Source organism: Phytoactinopolyspora mesophila, assembly GCF_010122465.1.
GTDB classification, from domain to species: Bacteria; Actinomycetota; Actinomycetes; order Jiangellales; family Jiangellaceae; genus Phytoactinopolyspora; species Phytoactinopolyspora mesophila.
On record NZ_WLZY01000004.1, the window covers coordinates 388,291 to 411,565 of the forward strand.

A 23,275-nucleotide genomic window follows, 5' to 3' on the forward strand; every position below is an offset into this window, starting at 1 on the left:
CGTGAGACCGACAACGGCGTTCGGCCCACGATGCGATTGGATGGTCCTGTGTCCGATGTACCGCCCCCGCCGCGTGAGCCCGCTGATGGTGACCAATACGGTCACCACGGTGACGGCAGCCCGGGCCGGCACGGGCCCGGCGCAGGTGCCGGCGGTGCCCGCGATCACCGGATCCACGACCCCAGCCAGGTAGATCCGGCCGGCGGGCGCAGCCGCCGGATCGCCGGTGTGTCGGCGCGCGCCGCACGCAAGGCCGCCGTGGGCACAGCACGCGTGACGCGGGCCGGTGCTGGTCGGCTGCATCGCGCGGCCGAGGCAAAAGGCGCCGGGCAGACCGGGCTGGCCCGGTTGATCGAACTGAACGCCTTCAGCGCTTTCGCCGACGCCATGGTGATGGTCGCGCTGGCCGGAACCCTCTTCTTCTCCGTCCCGTCGGACGAGGCGCGTGGAAACGTCGCGTTGTACTTGGCGTTGACGATGGCTCCGTTCGCCATCGTGGCGCCGTTGATCGGCCCGTTTCTCGATCGATTCGCGCACGGGCGCCGGTGGGCGATCGGCATCACCGCGGCGGCGCGTGGTTTCCTGGCGTGGATCGCGGCTGACGCCGTGATGGACGAAGGCGTATGGCTGTATCCGGCGGCGCTGGGGATTCTCGTTGGCCAGAAGGCCTACGCCGTGACTCGGGCGGCGGCGGTGCCACGGCTCCTTCCAGAAGGCATCACCCTGGTCGCGGCCAATTCGAGGATGCAGCTGGCCGCCACCTTCGGCACGGCGGTCGGAGCACCGGTGGGCCTCGGACTGGCTCAGATCGGTGACGACTGGCCGTTGCGCGCGGCGTTCTTCGCCTATGTCGGCACCACGATCTTCGCGGTGCTGCTCTCGAAGAAGGTGGACTCGGAGGCCGCCGAGGCCCGGGTTCAGCAGCTGCGGCAGAAGAAGTCGGGCCGCCGGTTCCGGGTCAAAGGCACTGTGGTCCGTGCGTTGCGGGGTAATGCCGGGCTTCGATTCTTCTCCGGTTTCATGATCATGTTCTTCGCCTTCGTGTTGCGGGAAGAACCGGTCGGTGGCATGGACGGCCTCGTCCTGCTGGGGATCGTCGCGGCCTCGGCCTGGGTCGGAAGCGCCGCCGGGACCTCGTTCGGCGCCTTGGTGCGCTCACGCAGCCCGGATGCCGCGATCTTGGTGCTGGGCGGCATGGCGGCGGTGGTCGCCGCTATCGGCGCGGTGTCGTGGAACCTCGTGACGGTCATCGCCGCGGCCATCATGGGTGGCTTCGGGCAGCAGCTTGGCCGGCTGTCGCTCGACGCGATCATCCAGCGCGACGTGCCGGACCGGATGCGTTCCAACGCCTTCGCCAGGTCGGAGACGTCACTGCAATTGGCCTGGGTGCTGGGCGGCGGCGTCGGCATCTTGCTGCCGTTGGTGCCGGCCCTGGGGATGGCTATCGCGGCAGCGGTACTGGCTGGATCCGTGTTCTGGGCCGTTCAGGTCAAGCCGAGGGCGAACCAGGGCTCGCCCTCGGCGCCGACGCCGCCTCCCGACAACCGGGCGGGAGGCTAGCGCCGCGAGAAATCAGAGCTCGAGATCGTCGGCTACGGCCCGCAACACCGATGCGACCTTCCGGGCGGTCTTCTGATCAGGATGCCGTCCACGCTGGTAGCTGTTCGACAGGCCGTCGAGCAGCTTGATGAGGTCCTCGACGATGGTGCCCATCTCGTCGGGTTTCTTGCGGGTGGCGGCTGATACCGACGGCAAAGGATCGAGTACCCGTACCGACAGCGCCTGTTCACCGCGCTTTCCGGCGGCTACACCGAACTCGACCCGTTGGCCGGGTTTGAGCGCGCTGACCCCGCCGGGGAGCACGGAAGAGTGCACGAAAACGTCGCCGCCGTCGTCTTTGGAGAGAAAGCCGAAGCCCTTCTCCGTGTCGTACCACTTAACCTTGCCGGTTGGCACCGCAGACCTCGTTCGTCGTGGGATGTCGGACCGTGGCGAACCTCTCGAGGCGACCGACCCGGTGTTTGTCAACGCCGAGCCGCTCGCACTCGTGAGATTCCCTATCACGAGCGTGCCGTAGTGTCCCGTCTCGTGACGAAGAGCGCTACAGCCACCACCACACTACCGGTCGTCAACGCCGTCCGGTATGTGCAGGCGCTGCGAGAAGGAGGTTCGCTGCCTGGATTGATCGAAGCCGACGATCTTGGCACCTATGTCGTCAAGTTTCGCGGCGCGGGACAGGGGACCACGGCGCTGGTGGCCGAGATCGTCGTGGGTGGCCCAGCTCCGTGCGGCACCATCGTCTAGCCCGGACCGGTACACCCTGGTCTGACCGACGACCCGGCAGCCGGTCTAGGGAGGTTGGCCGACGTGCTGGTTCGATGATCAGGCCCGGCTCAGCCCGTCGGCCGACATGTAGGAGTCCAGCAGACGTTGCTCGGCGTCCGCGGCGGCCAGGCGCACCGCGCCGAGCGCGACGGCGTCGTCCCCCAGAGCCGACAACTCGAGGCGGGGCACCGCGAGAGCACGCTGGCCGAGGTGCCGATGGACGCCGGCCAAGACAGCGTCCCCGGCAAGTGTGATAACGCCACCGAGAATCACTAGTTCGGGATCGATCGCGGCCAGAAAGGGTGCGAAGCCGCGGGCGAATTGCGCGCACACGTCGTCGAGCACCTTGAGCGCGAGCGCATCGCCTGCGGCGGCCGCCGCAAGCACGGTGACCGCATCGGGACTCGTGATGTCGCCCAGCCGGCGGGCACGATCGATGATCGCTGCCGTTCCGATGCGGGCTTCGAGCGGGCCGAGTCCGTCCGGCTGAACACCTTGCGGTTCGGAATCGAGATCCACGAAGCCGATCTCACCCGCGGCCCCGTGGGCGCCGCGATGCAGCCGGCCCTGGACCACGACGGCGGCTCCGACCCTGGCGCCCCATTGCACGAGCACAAGATTGTCGGTGGCGCTGCCCGCCCCGTTCCACTGCTCGGCCATGATCGCCAGGTTGACGTCGTTCTCGATATGCACCGGGCAGTCGATGCTCTGCCGGAGCCAGTGCGCGAGCTCGAGGGAGTTCCATCCCGGAACGGAGGGTGCCTGGACGATGGCTCCCCGGTGCTCGTCGACGATGCCCGGAGAGCCGACCCCGACGGCCGCGAGTGACGTGGGACTCACGCTCGCCTCGTTCAGCGCCAGCTCGATGGTCCTCTTGACGTGTTCGAGCAGCTCGGAATGGGAGATCATGCTGGGCACGTCGCGGCGCACATGTGTCACCACCGCGCCGTTGAAGTCGGCTACCGCGCAGTACACCTTGTGCGGTCCTACGTCGATGCCCAGGACGTGCTGGGCGTTGTCCCGGAACCGCAGCACCCGGGCGGGCCGCCCCATGCGCGGGGTGTCCTTCGTGCGGTCTTCGGTCTCCTCGACCCATCCGTCGGTGATGAGTGTCGTGACGGCCGCTGTGACGGTTGGCCGGGACAGGCCCGTCGCCTCGACCAGTTCGGTGACCCGCGCTGATCCTGTGGCGCGAATGGCGCGGAGGACAGCGGCGCAGTTGAGCAGCCGGAGGACTTGAGGGCCTCCGCTGTGTCCGGATTGTGCCAATGCGACCCCTTGACAGGCTTGTGACCCTGGCTACATAGTGAGGAAAGTTTCTTAACTAATTGTAGGCGAGATCTTCAACCCTTTGGCCGTCCCCGACGACCCAGAGGAGAGATCATGGTCGAAAAAGTGATCCGTGCCCCTAATACTGTTCATGGCGATGCTCGTATCCGGGCTGGTCAGTATGTCGGCGTCAGAGGTTGGCGAGTTCGGTGCTCCAGGCGGCGGCAACCGATCAGTCCGGCGACGACGCCGGGTCCACGGACCAGTTCGAGGAGGGGCTTCTCGGGGAGGACATCGGTGAGCCGATGACTATGGATATCACGTCTAGCTGGCGAGTCGTCCTGCCGGAACGCGGCGGCACGGCTCACTTTCGCGAACAGGAGACCGGCGCAGCGGAGGAGAACACGGTTGTGGTCGATCCGGGCGGATCGTGGGTCTCCGGTCCGACCGGCTTCACGGTGTTTCAAGGCGACACCATCGAGTACGTCCCGGACAGCGGGTTCGGCAACATGGTCAGCACCGGCTACGAAGACAATGACGTCGTCACCACTGCGCCGCGCGGAGCGGGCTGGGAAGACGACCCCTACTACACCGCGGAGGGCGCCGGCCTCTTCTATATCTACCGCACCCCACCCGCCGGCACCGGCGACCCGACTCCGGAGAACCGGACCGGGGTACTGGGTGAGTTCAACGTGCCGCCGGTGCCGGACGACACTCAAATCGGGGAGGTGAGCATCTCCGTCGATCAGATGGTCCTGTCCACCGACGCGCGGTTGGACGGAGACCAAGACGGAGATGTCTTCACCGCAACGGTGAACGTGACCTTGGATGCCGGTGTCGCCGAGACGACGTACCGGAAGCCCGGCGCCGGCGGGTCCGAGGTCTATGACGAGCCGTTCACGATCGGCATCCCAGGCGAACACGATGGGTGTACGATCAACGACCTCATCAGCGACGACGAGGATTGGCCGAATCACGGTGCGTTCCTGGGACACCTCAGGGAAGTGACTGATTCCCAGGCGGTGGACGGCGTGATCACCAGGCGGAAACAGGGAAGCCATCAGACTGGCGGCGCCGCCCGGTCCAACGCCGGCAGCCGAGGGGGCCCACCTGACATGGACATCAGCGCCGGCCTTTGATGAGGCATCACACGTGGGGCCGGTCAACCGGAATCCGGTCGACCGGCCCCAGGACACGCGAAGACAGCCCTTTTGACCTACAGGAGAACAACAATGCCGAACCGACTTCGCTGGGTGGCCCCGTTCGCGGGACTCCTCCTGGTGCTCGCAAGCTGCGGTGAGAGCGAAGATCCACGTGAAGAAGTCGACGAGCCCGACTCGGCCGAGAACGGCGAGGCCGACGAGAACGGCGAAGTCGAAGGTGACGGTGCCGAGGGCTCGCTCATCATCGAGAGCTGGCGCAATGACGACCTCGCCATCTGGGAGGACGTGATCATCCCGGCTTTCCAGGAGCAGCATCCGAACATCGAGGTGTCCTTCCAGCCGACGGCGCCCGACGAGTACAACGCCGCGCTCGAGGCCAAACTCGCCGGAGGCACCGCCGGCGATCTCATCACCTGCCGGCCTTTCGACGTGGCCCTGGACCTCTACGAAGCCGGCCATCTCGAATCGTTGAACGACCTCCCGGGCATCGAGACCTTCAGCGACGTCGCCCGCAGCGCATGGGTGACCGACGACGGCTCGGATGTCTTCTGTGTGCCGATGGCGTCGGTGATCCACGGGTTCCTGTACAACGCGGAGATCTTCGACGAGCTAGGACTCGAGGAGCCGTCGACGGAGGCGGAATTCCACGACCTGCTTGACCAGATCGCCGCGGACGGGAATTACGCACCCCTGGTCATGGGCACCGCCGACCAGTGGGAGGCAGCCACGATGGGCTTCCAGAACATCGGCCCGAACTACTGGGACGGTGAAGAAGGCCGTCAGGCGCTGATCGACGGTACGCAGGGCTTCGACGACGATGCCTACGTGGCGGTATTCGACGAGCTGGCTTCGTGGGCGGACTACCTCCCCAGCGGATACGAGTCCGTCACATACCCGGATTCGCAGAACCTGTTCACGCTCGGCAACGGAGCCATTTTCCCAGCTGGTTCATGGGAGATCGCGTTGTTCCGGGAGCAGGCCGACTTCGAGATGGGCGTGTTCGCACCGCCGCTGCCTGAGGGGCAGGACACCTGCTACATCAGCGACCACACTGACATTGGTATCGGGATGAACCCGGATACTGACAGCCCGGAAGCCGCACGGGCGTTCCTCGAGTGGACGGCCTCGCCGGAGTTCGCCGAACTCTACGCCAATTCGTTGCCTGGATTCTTCCCGCTGTCCGACCATGAGGTGCAGCTCGACGACCCGCTGGCCCAGGAGTTCATCGACTGGCGGAACGAATGCGAGTCGACGATTCGCAACTCATACCAGATCTTGTCACGTGGTGAGCCCAACCTCGAGAACGAGCTGTGGGACCTCAGCGCGCAGGTCATCAACGGAACCATCGAACCCGCCGAAGCCGCGGAGCGGGCACAAGACGGTCTCGAGCGCTGGTACGAGCCACAGCAGTAAGACATCGATCTGCGTGCCGGCGGGTAGCCACGATGCGCCCGCCGGCGCGCACTCATGGAAAGGCACACCATGAGCAACACACAGCCCCCGGCACCTCCCGACGACGTCGGAGCTGAGGTTGCCGTGAAGGCGTCGCCGGTCAGGCCGGCGCCGTCCGCGGGGCGGCGGCCCCGTCAGCGATTCCGGCTGCACTTGCTCGTATTCCTGTTGCCGGCGGCAGCCATTTATACGATCTTCATGGTCTACCCGTTGGTCGACTCGATGCGGCTGAGCCTGTATGCCCCGCAAGACGGCATCCGGATGTTCGTGGGGCTGGAGAACTTCGTCCATCTTCTGACCGACGATCTTCTCTCCGCGCGTTTCTGGAACGCGGTGTGGAACAACCTGGTTTTCTTCGCCATCCATTTCTTCGTGCAGAACCCGATCGGGCTGCTGCTGGCGGCGCTGCTCAGCTCGGCCACCCTGAAGGGCCGCTCGATCTATCGCACGCTGCTGTTCATCCCCACGACGCTGAGCGTGGTGATTGTTGGCTTCATCTGGCAACTGATCCTCAACCCCATTTGGGGCATCGTCGAGACACCGTTGCTGGGCCAGTCGAGCACCGCGCTCATCACACTGTCGCTGATGTCGGTCTGGCAGTACATCGGCATACCGATGATCCTCTTCTACGCCGTGCTGATCGCCATTCCAGATGAGCTTCTCGAGGCCGCTCGGGTCGACGGCGCCAACGGTTGGCAAACGTTCTGGCGGGTCAAATTCCCGTTGGTGCTGCCCACGGTCGGGATCGTGTCGGTGATCACGTATGTCGCCAATATGAATGCGTTCGACCTGATCTACACCGTCAAGGGCGCATTGGCCGGGCCGGACTTCGCGACAGACATCATGGGGACACTGTTTTTCCGCACCTTCTTCGGATTCCAGCTGCAACGCGGTTCGTCCACGATGGGTGCGACGGTGGCGACCATGATGTTCGTGCTGATTCTGGTTGGTGTGCTGCTGTACTTCTTCGTCTACCAGCGCCGCGTCGAGCACTACGAGCTATGAGGGGGAACCGGTGACTGTAGCCGACGTGGAGGCCAAGGGTAGTCCAGCAACTGCTCGGCCACCTAAGCGTTGGACGGCCCGGATCGGCGGGTTTGTCCCACACGTCATCCTGCTCGCGTATGTGGTCGTCGCGTGCGGGCCGATCCTCATGATCGTCATGAACTCGTTCAAGTCGCGGCAGGCGATCTTCTCGGAACCGTTCGCGCCGCCCAACGCGTCGTCGTTCGACCTCAGCGGCTTCGAGACGGTATTCGAGCGTTCGCGTTTCGAGCTCTACTTCTTCAACAGCTTCATCGTCACCGTGTGCTCGGTGTTTCTTGTGCTGCTGCTGGGCTCGATGGCGGCGTTCGCACTGGCCGAATACCGGTTCGCGGGCATGACGCTGCTAGCGCTGTACATGGCCGTCGGGATCATGATCCCGATCCGGCTGGGGACGGTCGGCATCCTCGAGCTGCTGGTGTCGCTCGGGCTGGTCAACTCTCTGGCCGGGTTGGTCCTGGTGTATACGGCGATGGGCTTACCACTGGCGGTGTTTGTCCTGACGTCGTTCTTCAAACAGGTGCCCAAGGAGTTGAAGGACGCTGCCCGGATCGACGGTGCCAACGAATACCGGGTGTACAGCCTGGCGGTGCCGCTGATCCGGCCGGGACTGGCCGCGATCGGCATCTACACCATGCTGCCGATTTGGAACGACCTCTGGTTCCCGTTGATCCTCGCGCCGGCTGAGAACGTGCGGACGGTGACGCTGGGCGCGCAGGCGTTCCTCGGCCAGTTCGTCACTGACTGGAACGCGGTGCTTGCCGTGCTCACCCTGGCCATGCTGCCGATGATCGCCCTGTACATCGTGTTCTCCAAGCAATTCGTTCGCGGCCTGACTGGAGGGGCGCTGAAGTGAGCCGCACGCGAATCGGCATTGTCGGGGCCGGGTTCATGGGGTCCGTGCATGCTGCCGGTTGGGCCGCGTGTGCGGACGCGGACTTGGTCGCTGTGACGTCGACCCCGGGTAAACCACCGACTCAACTGGCCGAGCAGTACGGCATGCGGGCCTGCGCGACGTTGGAGGAGTTGCTCGACCTCGTCGACGTCGTGGACATCTGCGCGCCTACTGATCTCCACTACGAGATCACCCTGGCCGCCGCGGCCGCCGGTCGCGCGGTCATTTGTGAGAAACCGCTGGCCAGGCTACCAGCGCACGGGGCTCAGATGATCGAGGCCTGCCGCGAGGCCGGAGTGCCGCTGCTGGTGGCACATGTCGTGCGATTCTTCCCTGAGTACGCCGCGGCGAAAGCGTCCGTCGACAATCGCGAGATCGGTGATCCGGCGGTGGTCCGGCTGACCAGAGCCACGTTCCAGCCCGCTAAGCCCGCCGGCAACTGGTTCGTCGACGAGCAGCGGTCGGGCGGACTGCACCTGGACCTGATGATCCACGATCTCGACTACGCCCGCTGGGTGGCCGGCGACGTCGTCACGGCCTATGCCCGTAGCGTGCGGGGTGCCCGGCCAGCCGCCGACGTCGATCATGTCGCCGCTATCCTCCGGCATCGATCGGGCGCGATCAGTCATGTCGAGGGGTCGTGGGCCTATCCTCGGCCCACGTTCCGCACCCGCGGGGAGATCGCCGGCACCACAGGTGTGCTCGAGTTCGATTCCGACCGGTCCGCTCCTGTGCGCCCGGTGTTGCGTGCCCACCCTGAAGCCGGCGACACACCGTTACCCTCTAGTCCGCTGGCCGAGCCTCCGCACACCACGCAGCTCAGGCACTTCCTGGCGGTGCTGCGCGACGGCGCGGAGCCGGTCGTCACCGCCGAGGACGGGCTGGCTGCCTTGCGCATCGCGGCGGCTGTCGACGAGTCGATCACAACCGGCCGTCCGGTCGAAGTGGAGGCGCCGGCATGAGAGTGGGGTTCCTGTCCGCGGCACACGTGCACGCCGATGCCTACGTACACAACTTCCGGGCAGCAGGAGTGGAGATCGCCGGTATAACCGACGACGACGCCGAGCGGGGTGCCCGGTGGGCAGCGGCTAACGATGTCCCCTGGATGCGGTCGGCCGACGAACTGTTGGAGGCGGGCGTCGACGCGGTGGTTGTCCTCTCCGAAACCGTGCATCATCGGATCCACGTGGAACGCGCCGCTGCTGCCGGAGTGGCCGTTCTGTGTGAGAAGCCGTTGGCGACCACGGAGGAGGACGCCCGCGCGATCGTCGAGGTCTGTGCGCAGGCGGGCGTGCTGTTGATGACCGCCTTCCCGATGCGGTTCAGCCCGCCGATGCGGGAGGTGGCCGCCTTGGTGGCCGACGGCGCGCTGGGCCAGATCTACGCGTGTACGGGCACCAATCAGAGCGAGATGCCCACCCACCACCGCGCGTGGTTCGCTGACCCGCGGCTTGCCGGAGGTGGCGCGGTGATGGACCACACGGTCCACGTCGCCGACGTCCTGCGCTGGTATCTGGGCCGGGACCCGGTCGAGGTGTATGCGGCCACCAACCGCGTGTTGCATCGTGACGAGGTCACCGTCGAGACCGGCGGACTGCTGATGTTGACGTACGAGAACGGCGTCTTCGCCACGATCGACTCGAGCTGGAGCCGGCCCCGCACATACCCGACCTGGGGTGGTCTCACTCTGGAGCTGGTCGGTGAGCACGGCGCCGTCGGTGTCGATGCGTTCAGTCAGCACCTCACGGTGTACGGCGGCACCCACGGGCAGCTCGGCTGGCCGGCTTGGGGTTCGGACGCCAACCAGGGACTGATCGACGAGTTCGTCGGCGCGGTCCGGGAGGAGCGCGTGCCCTCCGTCACCGGTGACGACGGCCTCGCGGCGACGCGCGTCGCGCTCGCGGCCTACCGCTCGGCCGCCAGCGGCGAACCGGTCAGACTGTGACTGCCGTGACCTCGATCTCGACCTTGGCCGCGGCTGGGGTCAGCGCCGTGACTTGCACAACGGTGCTGGCCGGTCGGATGTTCCGGAAGGTCTCGGCGTGTGCGCGAGCGATACCGTCGAGATCCGATAGATCGGTTGTGTAGATCGTGGTGCGGACCACGTCGTCGAAGCGTGCGTCCAGATCGGCCAGCGCGAATTCGACGATTGACAGCGCGCTCCTGGTCTGGGTGTAGGCGTCAGCTCCCAGGTCGGCCTCGCGTGGCGTGGTGCCAGAGACGTATATGTGCGCTCCGGCCCGCACCGCCCGCGAGTAGCCATAGACGTCCTCGAAGGGGTTTTCCGATCCGATGGCACGCCGGGTCATGGCCGGCCGATCTTCTCGTCATTCTCCTCGTCCACAGTGCGCTGGCCGACGAAATCGTCCAGCCAGTAGGGAAAGTCGAGCAGGTCGGGAAAGACGACGTCGGCGCCTGCTTCTCTCAGCGCGACGGCATCGTGCGAACCGGTGGTCACTCCGACCGCACAAGCACCCGCTGCGCGGGCTCCGATCATGTCGCCAGGATGGTCGCCCACGTGTATCTCGGCACCGTGCTCACGTAGAGCATCGCCCTTGGTTTCGGCGAACCGCTCGCCGATGACGTCGTGAACACATAAACCGACGTGTTCCAGGACCTGGCGGACGGCGTGTTCGATCTTCGCGCTGACGACGATGACCTGCCCGCCTTTCTGGTTGACGGCGTCGACGGCCTCAGCCGCTCCAGGAAGGAGTTTCGACGCCGGCACGCCTAGGCGCGGGTACAGCTCGCGGTAGCTTCGCACGGCCGCGGGTACCGATTCCGGCGGTACGAAATGCTCCATCGTCTCCGGCAACGGCAACCCGATCAGGGGCCGCAGCTCAACCGGGTCGATCTCGCTACCGACCTGTCGCCCGGCTTCGACGAAACACGCGATGATGCCGTCCGCCGAGTCGACAAGGGTCAGGTCCAGGTCGAATCCGACGACTAAGCGCATATCGACACTCTACGTGGTCGGATCTTGCACACTGTGTAACCCCTGCGCCCCTCTCAGCCCAGTTCCTCAGGGCACCCCTGCGCGTGTTTCCCCGGGCACCCCTGCGCGTGTTCCCCCGGGCACCCCTGCGCGTGTTCCCCCGGGCACCCCTGCGCGTGTTCCCCCGGGCACCCTCTTCCCTCCCGGCCTCCGGGGGCACCCCTCCCCGGTGATCGTCAGTGGGTTGTGGTTGCTCTCGAGGCAATAAATCAGGACATAACGACTCTGCGAACAGCCACAACCCACTGACGATCACCGGGAAGGGGTGGGGATTGGGGGTGGTGGCGACGATGGGGGTGGTGGCGACGATGGGGGTGGTGGCGACGATGGGGGTGGTGGCGACGATGGGTGGTGGGGATGGGGAGGGGTAGTAGGCCAGTGCGGCATGGTGGGGAAGGCGGCGGGGCGGAGTGGTTATGCGGCGCCGAGCGCGAGGAAGGCCCACGCGGTGGCCGTGGCCACGGGCGTGTCGGCGGCCTCCCGGGCGGCGAGCAGGGCGTCGCCGAGATCGGCCCCGGCAACGAGCTTCTCGTGTATGACGAGGCTGAAGGGGACACACGCGGTGTCGCTGACCGGCACGATGCTGGCGAGCAGGCCAGTGGTACCGAGTACTGAGAGCGATGTCGCCAGCCCGAGCAGCTCGTCCACCCCCGTGGGGCTGCCGACGCCGGACTCGCAGGCGGTGAGCAACAACCGATAGGGCGCCTGCTCGAGCTGCTCGAAATCGAGGACCGTGACCGGGCCGTCGGCCATCTCCAGCGAGGAGAACATGGGGCTGTCGCCACGGAATGTGCCATGCGCTCCGATGTGGGCGAGTCTGGCCCCGTCGATCGCCTGCAGCGTGGCCGCCACCGTGGCGCGGGGGCCGGTCAGCATCGTCGCCTCCGGGTACAGACCGGCCAGCGCGGGTACTTCGGCGCCGGCGCTGCCAAGATCGGCGCCGGCGATGAGAGCCGTTCGGCCACTCCGGGCACCCGAGGAGGGCGCGGCTTCACGGGCGCGCAGCCATGCCGTGGCCGACGGCGACACCGTCACCGCTCGGCGACGCAACGACGGCAGTGCTCCCCATGGAGCAGTCTGCACCTTTCCCGGCGGGACGATGATCACGGGCCCGTCGCCGAACAGCTCGACAGCCGGTCCCAGCAGGATCTCCTCCAACCGTTCCATACTCGCCTCCACGCCATTCAACATCGCTTCGGCGGCCGCGGCGGGTGCCAGCGCCGCGGCGCGGAGGGCGAATCGTGCGTAGTCGAGCTCGGCGAAGACATCCTCGACGCGACCGGCCACCCTGCGGATCACCCGGCCGCGCCGGGCGACCGCGACGTGGAAGTTCTCATCGCGGACACCGGTGATGCTGGCCAGCGTCAAATCGTCGCCCAGGGTGTCGAGCAGCTCGCCCACGTCGAACCGGCGGCGCGACATGGACAGGTCGCCTTCGCGGGTGTGGACCCGCCGGCGGATCTTCTCCTCGATACCGCGGCGGATGGCTTCTCTGGCCGATCCGGGCAGTCTGCCGAGATCGCGGCCGGCGGCTCGGAACCGCCCGAGTTCGGCGGCCAAAGCGGGATCGTGCCGGATAGATGGTGCGGGCAACGCATGGATGGTGCTACGCCACCGCTCGGTCCAGCGGAGCAGTTCGCGTGCGGAGCCGTCGTCCACCACCTGCCGGGTGCCGAGTACAGCGAGATCGGTGCCGTGAACGGTGGAACGGGCGCGTAGCTCCAGAGCACCGAGCGACAGCGCATGTGTGTCCAGGACGTCGAGTCCGCGTTCACAGGCACGTAGCATCGTGGCCCGATCGCCTCGTAACTTGGCGAGCTGGGCGTGGGCATACCAGGCCGTGGCGCGGCGTAACGCTGAGCCACGGCGGCGTTGGACGGCAGCTGACTCGAATGACGAGCGCGCCAGCTCGGTCAGCCCGGCCGTGAGCGCCATCCGGCCGGCCAGCACCAAGGCATCGAGCCGCTCGGAAGAGTAGCGATCGCTGAGTTCGATAGCGAGGGCGGCGGCCGCCCGCGCGTCTCGCTTGGTGACCCGCCCGGCGGCTGCTTGAGCGCGTAGCATGACGAACCGCGCGTGCTGCACCGCCTCGAGCTGTTGCCGACGGCGGCTGGAGCGCTCGGCACGCCGGGCGAGGTCGAGCGCCCGGTGCGGATTACCGGCGGCGAGGTGGACCATCGCTGCCGCGATATAACCGTCGGCCCGCTGAAGGGCGGAGTCGTGGTCCTGTTCGAACAGGGCCACGAGTTGGTCAGCGGTCTCCGAGGCTTCCTCCGTCAAGCCGGCGGCGAGGTGGACGACGGCGATGTCGCGTACCACCTCAGGCGGGACTACACCCAGGGTCTCGTAGCGTTGCTGGGCCTCGTAGAGCATGGACAGTGCCTTTGGCAGCCAGCCCATCCGATGCGCGATGTCGCCGCGGTTGTGCAGCGCCACGATGGCGCTGTACGGGTCGCCGTTTGCTTCGGCCATCGCCTGAGCCTGGGCAAGCTCGCGGTCTGCTTCCTCGAACCGGCCGAGATGGAGCAACGCCGCCCCGGCGTTCTGGCGAGCCCGGCACTCCCAGATCGCATCGCCGACTTCGCTCGAGATACGAGCCGCCTCGGCATTGTCGCCATAGGCGTTCTCGAAATCGCCGAGGTGTATGCGGACCGCTCCCCGGCGGACGAGTACCCGCGCCCGTGCGTGGTAGTCCGCGCCGTTCAGCGCGTCGTCGAACGCGGCCAGCGCTTCCCGCCGCCGCCCGGCCAGTCCTAGGGCCGTCCCGAGACTCGCGCCGACCTCTACTCTGCGGTCGTCAAGCCCGTCGGCCAGTGCGGCGCGCAACCCGCGTCGCAGATACCGCAGCGCCACTCCGACCCGGCCCTGGTTGCGCTCGATGATCCCAAGCGCGTGCAAGGCGAACGTGGCCTCAAGCGGTGTGGGACCCGAGCTCAGTATGGCCCGGGCGCGACGGGTCGTGGCCTCGGGCTCGGACATCGCCAGCGCGGGCAGCTCCTCGGCCGCTCGCTCGATCCGCACCCGTCGATCCTAATGGTCCGAACTAGTGCCCTGGGCGGGACATCTTTTGGCGCCGGAAATGATCGGAACTGCGACATCTCTCCGGTATCGTCCGTCTCTGGATCCTATGAGGGGAAGGCACAACGATGACCGTAAGGCGCGGTAGCCGTGAGGCATTGAGGCAAGAAGTAGACCGCTTGGAGCGCAATAGCGCCGACCGCACCCGGGGACGCCAGTTCCCGCTCGGTGCGAAGTGGGATTCCACCGGTGCCCAGGTGGAATACCTCTACCGTAACCACCAGTTGATGTGCGACGCGGACGACCTTGACCAGGTGCTTGATGCGTTCGATCAGGTCGGCGCACAGCGACCGGCTGCCGTCAATGAGGGCCCGGTGGGACTGAAGGTACTGGACATAGGTGATCGCGACGCGGCTGAGCTGGCTGAACAGCTGCTCGGCGTCGTCGACGAGGACACCGTCGCACTCAACTACGTCCTGGAGACCCAGAGCAACACGGTCATGTGCCCAGCTACGGAGCCAGTGCCGTGGCCGGGGCCGACGCCGGTTCTCGGAGAACCGATCGGCCCGGGCCGTCCACGCCTGGCGGTCATCGACACCGGCTACCACCCGCCCGTGGCCGTGCAGTCGGGTTTCGCACGATTCGCCGCGGTCAAAGACAACTACGAGCCCGACGACGAGGTCTACGTCGAGGGCACCACTACCATCCGCCCTTACGGTGGCCACGGGACCGCGACCGCCGCGAGGCTGCTGGCCGTGTCGGGTTCGGAATCGGTGACCGTTCAGGTGCGTGACTGCCTGGTGGGCGGCGCGGTCGACGAGCTGACCATCGTCGAAGACCTGGACCGGGTTGTGCGTGCCGGAGTGGACGTCGTATGCGTCCAGGCCGGTCTATACGCCCGGGCTGGTTGTTCACCCAAAGCCTTCAACGCTTTCTATCGTCGGGTACTGCGCCGGCATCCGGACACCGTGATCGTCGTCGCCGCTGGAAACAACGGAACGGACGCGCCATTCTGGCCGGCCGCTTATCCGTGGACCACGGCCGTCGGTGCGCTGACTTCGGGTGGCGACGCGCGGGCCAGCTGGACGAACGTCGGGCACTGGGTGAACCTCTACGCGTCCGGGGAAAACGCCGTTGTCCCCTTCCCACAGGGCACATACGAGTATCTGGACGGCACGAGTGCCGAGATCACCCAGGGGCATGTGTTGTGGTCTGGAACTTCTTTCGCCGCGCCGGTAGTTGCCGGGATGATCGCGAGGCGGATGGTGGAGCGCGGAGTGAGCGCACCCGTGGCTCGCGACATCGTCCTGGAAGAAGCGCGTGTCGCCGGGCTCACCAGCACGGGGCCGCGCGTCGTCCTGCCGTGACAGACGACACGACTTCCGGAGTCCGGTCCGTGTAAATGATCATCGAAACCCGTCACAGGTGTGGATGGGTGAATCTGCCGACGCGACATCGGCCGTTCGGCCGAAGTTTCGCGGTCGGCAGGCGCTTGGCTTGCCCATTCCCCTGTGATGAGTAATCTCGTTAAAGTGAGTTTTGGACGGCGAATACCGCAGGAAGTCCCGATCGACCCGGAGATCACGGCTGAGTTGCGGGCGGCTGACGAAGAGGCGCGGCAAGAGTTCGCCCAGCGTAGCTTCGAGGTCCTGGAGCGGCTCCGCAGTCTCTAGAGGTCGCACGGAGCACGTTCGGCCCCTGGAAGTGCCCGGTACTGACCGCAGGCCTCGCACGGCCTGTCGGCGGTAGCGCCCGTCCGGCCCGGACGTCGTAGTGTAGAGCTGATGCCCAGGACGAACGCAGGGCCGAGGAGTCTCGCGGACGACTTACGGACCCGAACCGACGAGGAACTCGCGGCGTTGCTTCGGCTGCGGCCGGACCTCGTCGTGCCGGTACCGGTCGACATCGCCCAGCTGGCATCCAGAGCCGTCACCCGTTCGTCCGTGGTCCGTGCGCTAGACCGGCTCGATCAGCTCTCGTTGCACGTCGTCGACGCACTGGTGGTGCTGCCAGACCCCACGTCCGCCGGTAACGTCCAACGGATGCTCGGTCTTCCGGCGCGCACAGTCCGGACCGTGCTGGAAGCATTGCGCGCCCGGGCCTTGACTTGGGGCGAGAAGCACGAGATCCACCTCGTGCGGGCCGTGGCCGAGATCATCGGTCCGCATCCGGCAGGGCTGGGACCACCCGCCCGGCAGTTACTGATGGCGCTGCCGCCGTCACGCCTGGCCACGATGACCACCGACCTCGGGTTGCCGACGAAGGGCGATCACGCTACCCACGCGGAGCTTGTGGCAGCGCACCTTGGTTCGGCGGAAACTCTGGAACCACTACTGCAGGGCTTGAGCCCGGAGGCGGCCGCCGCCTTGCGCGCGCTGGTCGACGGGCCGCCCACCGGCCGGGTGGAAGACGCGCGGCGCGAGGTCGACCTGGCGAACGTCCGGACCCCCATCGACTACCTGCTGGCCACCGGATTGCTGATACCTGTCGACGGCGACGCCGTGGTGTTGCCCCGTGAAGTGGGCCTGCACCTGCGCGGCGGTGTCATTCGCGGGAACATCCAGGTTGCTCCGCCGGAGCCGGAAGTTTCCTCCCGCGAGGTGGACATGGTGGACCGGGCAGCCGCGGCCAGTGCCTTCGAAGTCGTCCGGAAGGTCGAGACACTGCTCGATACGTGGGCGATGGATCCGCCTCCAGTGCTGCGTACCGGCGGGCTCGGGGTCCGTGACTTCCGCAAACTGCCCGCCTTGCTCGACACCGACGAGACAGGCGCGGCGTTGATCGCCGAGCTCGCATACACCTCGGCCTTGCTGGCGCCAGCCGACGGCGGCGACGAGGGGTGGCTGCCGACACCGGAGTACGACACCTGGCAGCGTGAAACCGTTGCCGCCCGGTGGGCCGTCTTGGCCGAGTCTTGGCTGCGCTCCAGCCGCACAGCCGGATTGGTCGGTACCCGCGACGACCGGGATCGGCTGATCGCCCCGCTCGGCGGTGACCTGGACCGCCCGGTTGCTTCAGAGATCCGGCGGCAAGTCCTCGACCTCCTGGCCAGTCTGCCGGCGGGCGCAGCGCCCGAACGCGATGGCGTCGTCGAGACCGTGCGCTGGCAGCGCCCACGGCGAGGTGGCCGGCTGCGAGACGACGTCGTCGGCTGGACTTTGCGGGAGGCGGAGACACTCGGTATCACCGGCCGGGGGGCGCTGGCGTCATATGTCCGTCCGTTGCTCGGCGGCGGTGAGTCTGCGGCGACGTCGGCTGCCGTCGCCCTGACTGACCATTTGCCGGAACCGCTCGAACATGTGCTGTTGCAGGCAGACCTGACCGCAGTGGCACCCGGGCCGTTGCAACCGGAACTGGCCCGCGAGCTGAACCTGCTGGCCGACGTTGAAAGCCGCGGAGGTGCATCGGTCTATCGGTTCACCGCCGGCTCGATCCGCCGGGCGCTCGACGCCGGGCGGAGCGCGGACGATCTTCACCGGTTCCTTCTCTCGGCGTCTCGCACCCCGGTGCCGCAACCGTTGACCTATCTCGTGGACGACGTCGCCCGAAGACACGGATTGCTGCGCGTTGGTGCGGCGGCGTCGTTCATCCGTTGTGACGACCACGCGGTGCTCACGGAGATCCTGGCCGCTCCTCAAGCCTCAGCGCTGGGCATTCGCCGGCTGGCGCCCACTGTGCTGGCGTCATCGCTTGACGGTCTCACTCTGCTGGAGAGGCTTCGCCAGATGGGGTTCGCGCCGACCCCGGAAGACGCCAACGGCTCGATCGTCGTCGCGCAGGCCCGGCCGCGGCGTTCGCCGCCCCGGCCCGCCCCACAGCCGACCCTGGCCGAACGGCCCGCTCCGACCGAGACGGTCCTAGGCGCGGCCGTGCGTGCCTTGCGGGCCGGCGACCGCTCCGCCACGGTCCGCCCGCCCGACGCTGTGCCTGGCCGGTTGGGCCGGAGCGCTTCCGCCCAGATGCTCTCTGATCTTCGTCGCGCACTCGACGACGGCGCTTCGATCTGGATCGGATACGTCGACCAGCACGGTTCCACCAGCGAGCGCGTGGTGGATCCGGTACGCCTCGAAGGTGGCTGGCTCGCCGCCTTCGATCACCGCAGCAACGAGATCCGATCGTTCGCCGTGCACCGCATCAGCGGCGTTGCCGTCGTCGACGCATGAACCTGAACCACCACTACCCGCCGCCCCATTCCCGGTGATCGTCAGTACGTTGTGGTCGTTCTTGGCCATGCTGACCAGGAGCTTCGCGACGTAGCAACGACCACAACGTACTGACGATCACCGAGCGGGAGGTCAGCAAACCTCGTCGATCGGCTGCGCGCCGACCGAATCGTCGATCTCGTCGGTTCCGTCGTGGCCATCGGCATCGTCCGGCGCATCGGTGTCGCCATTGGTGTGATCGTGCAGGGGGTCCACACCCTGGGCGTCGCCATCCGGATCCCCGGTGATGTCGACGATCGCGTCGTGGTCGGTCTCGTCCGCGGGCAAGCGGTCCTCGGCCGGCGCCTCGGTGGGCGACGGCTCGGTCGCGTCAGCCTCGAGGGATTCCTGCACGAACTCGCGGATGAGATCGAAGTCGGGTGAGTGGTACTGGATGATCTCGTTGGTAAACGGCAAGCTGCGAATCTCAGCTTCCTGCACCCGCAGTGCCAACTCGGCGAAATCCTCGAGGCGCTGGCGGCCGATATCGGTCTTGATGTTGTCGCGGACCGCACTCTCCAGGTGCAGATATCTGGTTAGCAGGGTGAACGGGTTGGTTTGCTCGGCGATCGCGCCGAGCAGGCACCGTTGCCGGCGCATCCGCTCGTAGTCGTCGGAGACTGGTGGCGGGCCGCATCGCGCGCGAGCGAACCACAGCGCCTGGCCGCCGGTCAGATGCTGTTGTTCGCCTTCGTCGATCCAGTCGCGGGCGGGGGTGCAGGTGCCCCACGAGGTTGCCTGGGTACCCATAGGAATGGGGTACGGTACGTCGATCACGACGCCGCCGAGCGCATTGACCAGTGCCTGGAATCCGTCGAGATTCACCATGACGTAGTAGTCGATGTTGAGACCGAGGGCCTCTCCGACGGCCAGTTTGGTCGCTTCGGCGCCGGGGTTGTCGATGTCCTCGAAGTACTCGGGAAATTCCGCGGGGATGTTGTTGTAAATGGACGAAACCCAGAACTCGGCCTCCGGTGCGCCACGGTAACCGTCCGGATAAACGTCGCGTAGCGGCCCTTCGGGGAAGGGTGTGTGCTGCAGATTCCGCGGGATCGAGAACAGGGCGGTGTCTCCGCTCACGGTGTCGACACTGGCCACCATGATGGTGTCGGCACGGACACCGTCGCGGTCTGCACCTCCGTCAGATCCGAGGAGCAACACGTTGACCCGTTGCTCCCCGGCCCACGGGTCTTCGTTGGTGGCCGCCGGCGGAATGGTGAGGCTGTGTCGTTCTTCCTCATCGGGGAAGACCGACTGGATGAAGTCTCGTTGGGTGAAGGCGTAGTGTGAACCGATACCCATCGGGGTGACGACCGCGGCCGCCACCGCGATCACGATCACGACGGCGAGCAGCCTTTGCGCCACGTGGAGTCGCGGGGGCTCCAGCAGATAGAAGCTGACGACGGCGATCAGCAGCCAGACCGCTGCGACGCCGAGCAGGCCGTAGCCGATGAGGTTGACCCGATCCGCGTCGGCGCCAAGACGGGCCAGCCGAACCTGTCCGGCGCGCCACATGTAGAAACCGACGACGGCCAACCCGAGAAGGAACCCGCCCAGGATGACATACCCGATGCGGCGACGGCCGGCAGCGATCAGTCCGACGCCTGGAATGAGCACACCCAAGACGGCGCGGCGTAGGAATCGCGCGTAGCCGCTGCCGCCTGGCCGGAGCTTTGACCCCGCATCACCGGACGGTGGGCGTCTCGGACGATCTTGTGGGCTCATTGGTTTCATTATCCTTTACCCCGATACGCGATTCCTAGCCCACTCCTTCCCGACGATCTTCGCTGCGCGCCAGTGTCACCGCGTCCCCCTCGCTGGTCGCCGCCCGGGCTACCCAGCCGGCCAACACCGGGGCCAGTTCAGAGCCGATGGTCACGGCCGGCAACGGCTACTCTGAAGAGGTGGTCAGCAGCATCGAGGCAACCGGTGGTGTGTGATGACCGCTGGTGGACCGCAAGGGCGCTCATGGGGGAGCATTGCCTAGATGCGGGTCTACCGCGAGCGGGTTTGCTCGTGACCACCGGATGGCGATGCCGACATTGGGACGGTCGCAGACCGTGATGAAAGAACCGGGAGAAAGCCAGGCGTGACCGACGGACCACTGATCGTTCAGAGCGACAAGACGCTCCTTCTCGAGGTAGACCACGACCTGGCAGACGACTGCCGCCGGGCGATCGCCCCGTTCGCCGAACTCGAGCGCTCACCCGAGCATGTGCACACCTATCGGCTGACGCCCCTCGGACTGTGGAATGCCCGCGCCGCTGGTCACGACGCCGAGCAGGTTGTCGACACCCTGATGAAGTACTCGAGGTATCCGGTACCACATGCGCTGCTGGTGGACGTGGCCGAAACCATGGCACGCTACGGTCGGCTCCGTCTGGAGACGCATCCGGCACACGGCCTGGTCCTGCATACGTCCGACCGCCCGGTACTGGAGGAAATCCTCCGATCCAAGCGGGTGAAACCGCTGGTGGGTGCTCGCATCGACGAAGACACCGTGATGGTGCACGGCTCCGAGCGCGGCAACCTCAAACAAGTGCTCATCAAGCTGGGCTGGCCCGCCGAAGACATGGCAGGTTACGTCGACGGTGAGGCACACGAAATCGCGCTGGACGAGGACGGCTGGTCGCTGCGGCCGTATCAGCGGGAGGCCGCCGAGGGCTTCTGGCATGGCGGATCTGGCGTCGTGGTCCTGCCGTGCGGTGCCGGGAAGACCCTGGTGGGCGCCGCCGCCATGGCTCATGCGAGCAGCACCACGCTGATCTTGGTGACCAACACCGTCGCCGCCCGTCAGTGGCGCGACGAACTGATCAAACGGACCAGCCTGACCGAGGACGAGATCGGCGAGTACTCCGGTTCGAAAAAAGAGATCCGGCCGGTCACCATCGCCACTTATCAGGTGATCACCACCCGCCGGAAAGGCGCCTACACACATCTGGAGCTTTTCGAGGCGCGTGACTGGGGCCTGATCATCTACGACGAGGTCCACCTACTGCCGGCGCCCATCTTCCGGATGACCGCGGACCTTCAGGCGCGCCGGCGCCTGGGCCTGACCGCAACGCTCGTGCGCGAAGACGGCCGGGAGGACGACGTCTTCACCCTGATCGGCCCGAAGCGATACGACACCCCCTGGCGCGAGATCGAGAACCAGGGCTACATCGCCCCGGCCGAATGCGTCGAGGTCCGGGTGACCCTGTCCGAGGGTGAGCGGCTCGCCTACGCCATGGCGGAGGCGGACGAGCGCTACCGGCTCGCTTCCTGTACCGACACCAAAACCCGGGTGGTGGAGCAGCTGGTCCGGCGGCATCACGGCGACCGCACGCTGATCATCGGCCAGTACATCGACCAGCTGGACGAGCTCGCGGAGCGGCTGGACGCCCCGGTGGTGAAAGGTGACACGACCGTACGCGAACGGCAGCGGCTCTTCGAGGCCTTCCGTACCGGTGAACTCAGCACGCTAGTGGTCAGCAAGGTCGCCAACTTCTCCATCGATCTTCCCGAGGCGGCCGTGGCGATCCAGGTGTCGGGCACGTTCGGCTCGCGGCAGGAGGAAGCACAGCGGCTAGGGCGCATCCTCCGGCCGAAAGCCGACGGCCGGACTGCTCGCTTCTACTCCGTCACTGCCCGCGACACGGTCGACCAAGAGTATGCCCAGCACCGGCAGCGTTTCCTTGCCGAGCAGGGTTACGCCTACGAGATCACCGACGCTGAAGAAATCGTCCCGTAGCGTCCGTTGGCAAGGCCGGCGAGCAGCCTGGCGCAGGCGGCGGCGCGCTCGGCAATCGATGGGACGTCGATGTACTCGTCGGCGGTGTGCGCACCGCTGCCGATGGGGCCGAGACCGTCCAGAGTGGGAACACCCAGAGCCGCGGTCAGGTTGGCGTCGGAACCACCGCCGGCGAACGTCGTGGTGATGTCCAGCCCTAGTCGGCGGCCGGCATCCAGGTAGGCATTCGCCAGTTCGGTGGCCGGTTGTCCGAACGGCGGACGCCCGCCGAAAGCCGTCAGCGTAGTGGCGGTTCCTTCGACAGGTCCTGGCCCGGTGAGGCCGCGTAGGCTTTCGTGCACGGCGGCTTCGGCAGCGCTGTCGTCGAAGCGGCAGTCGATGTGCACGTGGGCCGCGTCGGGGATGATGTTGGGCCGGGATCCGCCACCGGCCAGTACGGCGTTGACGGAAGCGCCCTCGACACGAGCATCCAGTTCCTGGACCGCGATGATTTTGTGCGCCAGAGTCTCGAGCGCATTCGCGCCGGCGCCGGGGTTGGTCCCGCTGTGCGACGCGCGGCCGGTGACGTCCAGCTGGAAGCGCTGCACTCCTCGCCTGGTCGTGACGATCGCACCGTTGCGCCGGGCCGACTCGAACACGAGGGCGACGTCCTTGCCGGCCGCCTCAGCTTCGATGACCGTACGTGAGTCTCGCGAGCTCGACTCCTCGTCGCCGTTGAAGAGCAAAGTCAGGTCCAGCCCGGCCAGCTCGTCCGCGGTCAGCTCCGACAACGCCGCCAGCATGACCACCACACCACCCTTCATGTCCGCCACGCCCGGGCCGAAGGCGCGGTCTCCGGTGACGGTGAACGGCCGGGCCGCGGCGGTGCCAACCGGGAACACGGTGTCGACATGGCCGATCATCAGTACGGAAGTGAGTGCTGGGCCGGAGCCTGTTCGCCTGGCTCGGAGCACGTCCGGGCCATCGGTGACAACTCTCTCGACCGTGCATCCGAGTTTCTCGAGAACCGGAGTGATCAGGTTGTAGACCGCAGTGATTCCGCCGTGGTCACCTGGCGCGCTGTCGGTATTGACCAGGGCGGTGAGCAGGCCGAGCCACTCCTGGTCCGGGGTGGTGAGACCCTGCGTGGAGGTGGTGCACACTGTCGGCTCCTGATTCGGATCGGTGGGCGGGGATGCTGAT

At 66.7% G+C, this 23,275-nt stretch carries 18 protein-coding genes and 1 pseudogene; 12 read left to right on the forward strand and 7 right to left on the reverse strand.

Annotated elements, in window-relative coordinates:
- The first annotated feature begins 48 nt into the window (after positions 1–48).
- A complete protein-coding gene (locus tag F7O44_RS14140; protein WP_162450884.1) occupies positions 49–1,560 on the forward strand; it encodes an MFS transporter in 1,512 nt (503 codons plus the stop codon).
- Positions 1,561–1,572: 12 nt separating this feature from the next.
- Here the strand turns inward: F7O44_RS14140 and F7O44_RS31850 are convergent, their stop codons facing one another.
- On the reverse strand, positions 1,573–1,956 hold the full coding sequence (locus F7O44_RS31850; protein ID WP_162450885.1) for a cold shock domain-containing protein: 384 nt from the start codon (positions 1,954–1,956) through the stop codon (positions 1,573–1,575).
- A gap of 132 nt (positions 1,957–2,088) precedes the next feature.
- On the opposite strand from F7O44_RS31850, the pseudogene F7O44_RS29645 reads away from it, so the two are divergent.
- Positions 2,089–2,274 (forward strand): annotated as a pseudogene (locus tag F7O44_RS29645) (HipA family kinase); the annotation flags it as partial.
- A gap of 108 nt (positions 2,275–2,382) precedes the next feature.
- Here the strand turns inward: F7O44_RS29645 and F7O44_RS14160 are convergent.
- Entirely contained in the window at positions 2,383–3,594 is a 1,212-nt protein-coding gene (locus tag F7O44_RS14160; protein ID WP_162450886.1) for an ROK family transcriptional regulator, read from the reverse strand.
- Between the two features lie 209 nt (positions 3,595–3,803).
- Between F7O44_RS14160 and F7O44_RS14165 the strand changes: the two genes are divergently transcribed.
- The 6 genes from F7O44_RS14165 (at position 3,804) to F7O44_RS14190 (ending at position 10,093) form a co-directional block, all read left to right on the forward strand.
- Positions 3,804–4,733 (forward strand): hypothetical protein, encoded by a 930-nt coding sequence (locus F7O44_RS14165; protein WP_162450887.1) that lies wholly within the window; start codon positions 3,804–3,806, stop codon positions 4,731–4,733.
- A gap of 93 nt (positions 4,734–4,826) precedes the next feature.
- On the forward strand, positions 4,827–6,170 hold the full coding sequence (locus F7O44_RS14170) for an ABC transporter substrate-binding protein (RefSeq protein ID WP_162450888.1): 1,344 nt from the start codon (positions 4,827–4,829) through the stop codon (positions 6,168–6,170).
- A gap of 69 nt (positions 6,171–6,239) precedes the next feature.
- The gene (locus F7O44_RS14175) at positions 6,240–7,214 is read left to right on the forward strand and encodes a carbohydrate ABC transporter permease (RefSeq protein ID WP_162450889.1); all 975 of its coding nucleotides are present in this window, start codon (positions 6,240–6,242) and stop codon (positions 7,212–7,214) included.
- A gap of 82 nt (positions 7,215–7,296) precedes the next feature.
- Complete coding sequence (locus F7O44_RS30330) at positions 7,297–8,109, forward strand: carbohydrate ABC transporter permease (protein ID WP_343073883.1); 813 nt, start codon at positions 7,297–7,299, stop codon at positions 8,107–8,109.
- Positions 8,106–9,110, forward strand: coding sequence for a Gfo/Idh/MocA family oxidoreductase (locus F7O44_RS14185; protein ID WP_162450891.1), 1,005 nt, complete (start codon positions 8,106–8,108; stop codon positions 9,108–9,110). The genes F7O44_RS30330 and F7O44_RS14185 overlap by 4 nt, the downstream gene beginning before the upstream one ends.
- Complete coding sequence (locus F7O44_RS14190) at positions 9,107–10,093, forward strand: Gfo/Idh/MocA family protein (RefSeq protein ID WP_162450892.1); 987 nt, start codon at positions 9,107–9,109, stop codon at positions 10,091–10,093. The genes F7O44_RS14185 and F7O44_RS14190 overlap by 4 nt, the downstream gene beginning before the upstream one ends.
- On the opposite strand, the gene F7O44_RS14195 is transcribed toward F7O44_RS14190, so the two are convergent.
- The 3 genes from F7O44_RS14195 to F7O44_RS14205 form a co-directional block, all read right to left on the reverse strand.
- Positions 10,083–10,457: a Rid family hydrolase gene (locus F7O44_RS14195; RefSeq protein ID WP_162450893.1), complete on the reverse strand. Its 375-nt coding sequence runs from the start codon at positions 10,455–10,457 to the stop codon at positions 10,083–10,085. The two genes, F7O44_RS14190 and F7O44_RS14195, sit on opposite strands and share 11 nt — an antisense overlap.
- Positions 10,454–11,104 carry an HAD family hydrolase gene (locus F7O44_RS14200; protein ID WP_162450894.1) on the reverse strand — a complete coding sequence of 217 codons (651 nt, stop codon included), beginning with the start codon at positions 11,102–11,104 and terminating at the stop codon, positions 10,454–10,456. The genes F7O44_RS14195 and F7O44_RS14200 overlap by 4 nt, the downstream gene beginning before the upstream one ends.
- A gap of 453 nt (positions 11,105–11,557) precedes the next feature.
- Positions 11,558–14,164, reverse strand: a complete 2,607-nt coding sequence (locus tag F7O44_RS14205) for a CHAT domain-containing protein (protein WP_162450895.1) — start codon at positions 14,162–14,164, stop codon at positions 11,558–11,560.
- A 125-nt stretch (positions 14,165–14,289) separates the two neighbouring features.
- Here F7O44_RS14205 and F7O44_RS14210 point away from each other — a divergent pair, with 125 nt between their 5' ends.
- From F7O44_RS14210 to F7O44_RS14220, 3 genes are all read left to right on the forward strand, one after another.
- Positions 14,290–15,528: a S8/S53 family peptidase gene (locus tag F7O44_RS14210; protein ID WP_222851357.1), complete on the forward strand. Its 1,239-nt coding sequence runs from the start codon at positions 14,290–14,292 to the stop codon at positions 15,526–15,528.
- 165 nt (positions 15,529–15,693) lie between these two features.
- A complete protein-coding gene (locus tag F7O44_RS14215) occupies positions 15,694–15,834 on the forward strand; it encodes a hypothetical protein (RefSeq protein WP_162450897.1) in 141 nt (46 codons plus the stop codon).
- A gap of 111 nt (positions 15,835–15,945) precedes the next feature.
- The gene (locus F7O44_RS14220; RefSeq protein WP_162450898.1) at positions 15,946–18,324 is read left to right on the forward strand and encodes a helicase C-terminal domain-containing protein; all 2,379 of its coding nucleotides are present in this window, start codon (positions 15,946–15,948) and stop codon (positions 18,322–18,324) included.
- Positions 18,325–18,456: 132 nt separating this feature from the next.
- Here the strand turns inward: F7O44_RS14220 and F7O44_RS14225 are convergent, their stop codons facing one another.
- Entirely contained in the window at positions 18,457–20,088 is a 1,632-nt protein-coding gene (locus F7O44_RS14225) for an LCP family protein (RefSeq protein WP_162450899.1), read from the reverse strand.
- Positions 20,089–20,452: 364 nt separating this feature from the next.
- Between F7O44_RS14225 and F7O44_RS14230 the strand changes: the two genes are divergently transcribed.
- Positions 20,453–22,093: a DNA repair helicase XPB gene (locus F7O44_RS14230; protein ID WP_162450900.1), complete on the forward strand. Its 1,641-nt coding sequence runs from the start codon at positions 20,453–20,455 to the stop codon at positions 22,091–22,093.
- On the opposite strand, the gene F7O44_RS14235 is transcribed toward F7O44_RS14230, so the two are convergent.
- Positions 22,057–23,235, reverse strand: a complete 1,179-nt coding sequence (locus F7O44_RS14235) for a M20/M25/M40 family metallo-hydrolase (protein WP_162450901.1) — start codon at positions 23,233–23,235, stop codon at positions 22,057–22,059. The two genes, F7O44_RS14230 and F7O44_RS14235, sit on opposite strands and share 37 nt — an antisense overlap.
- Positions 23,236–23,275: the final 40 nt, after the last annotated feature.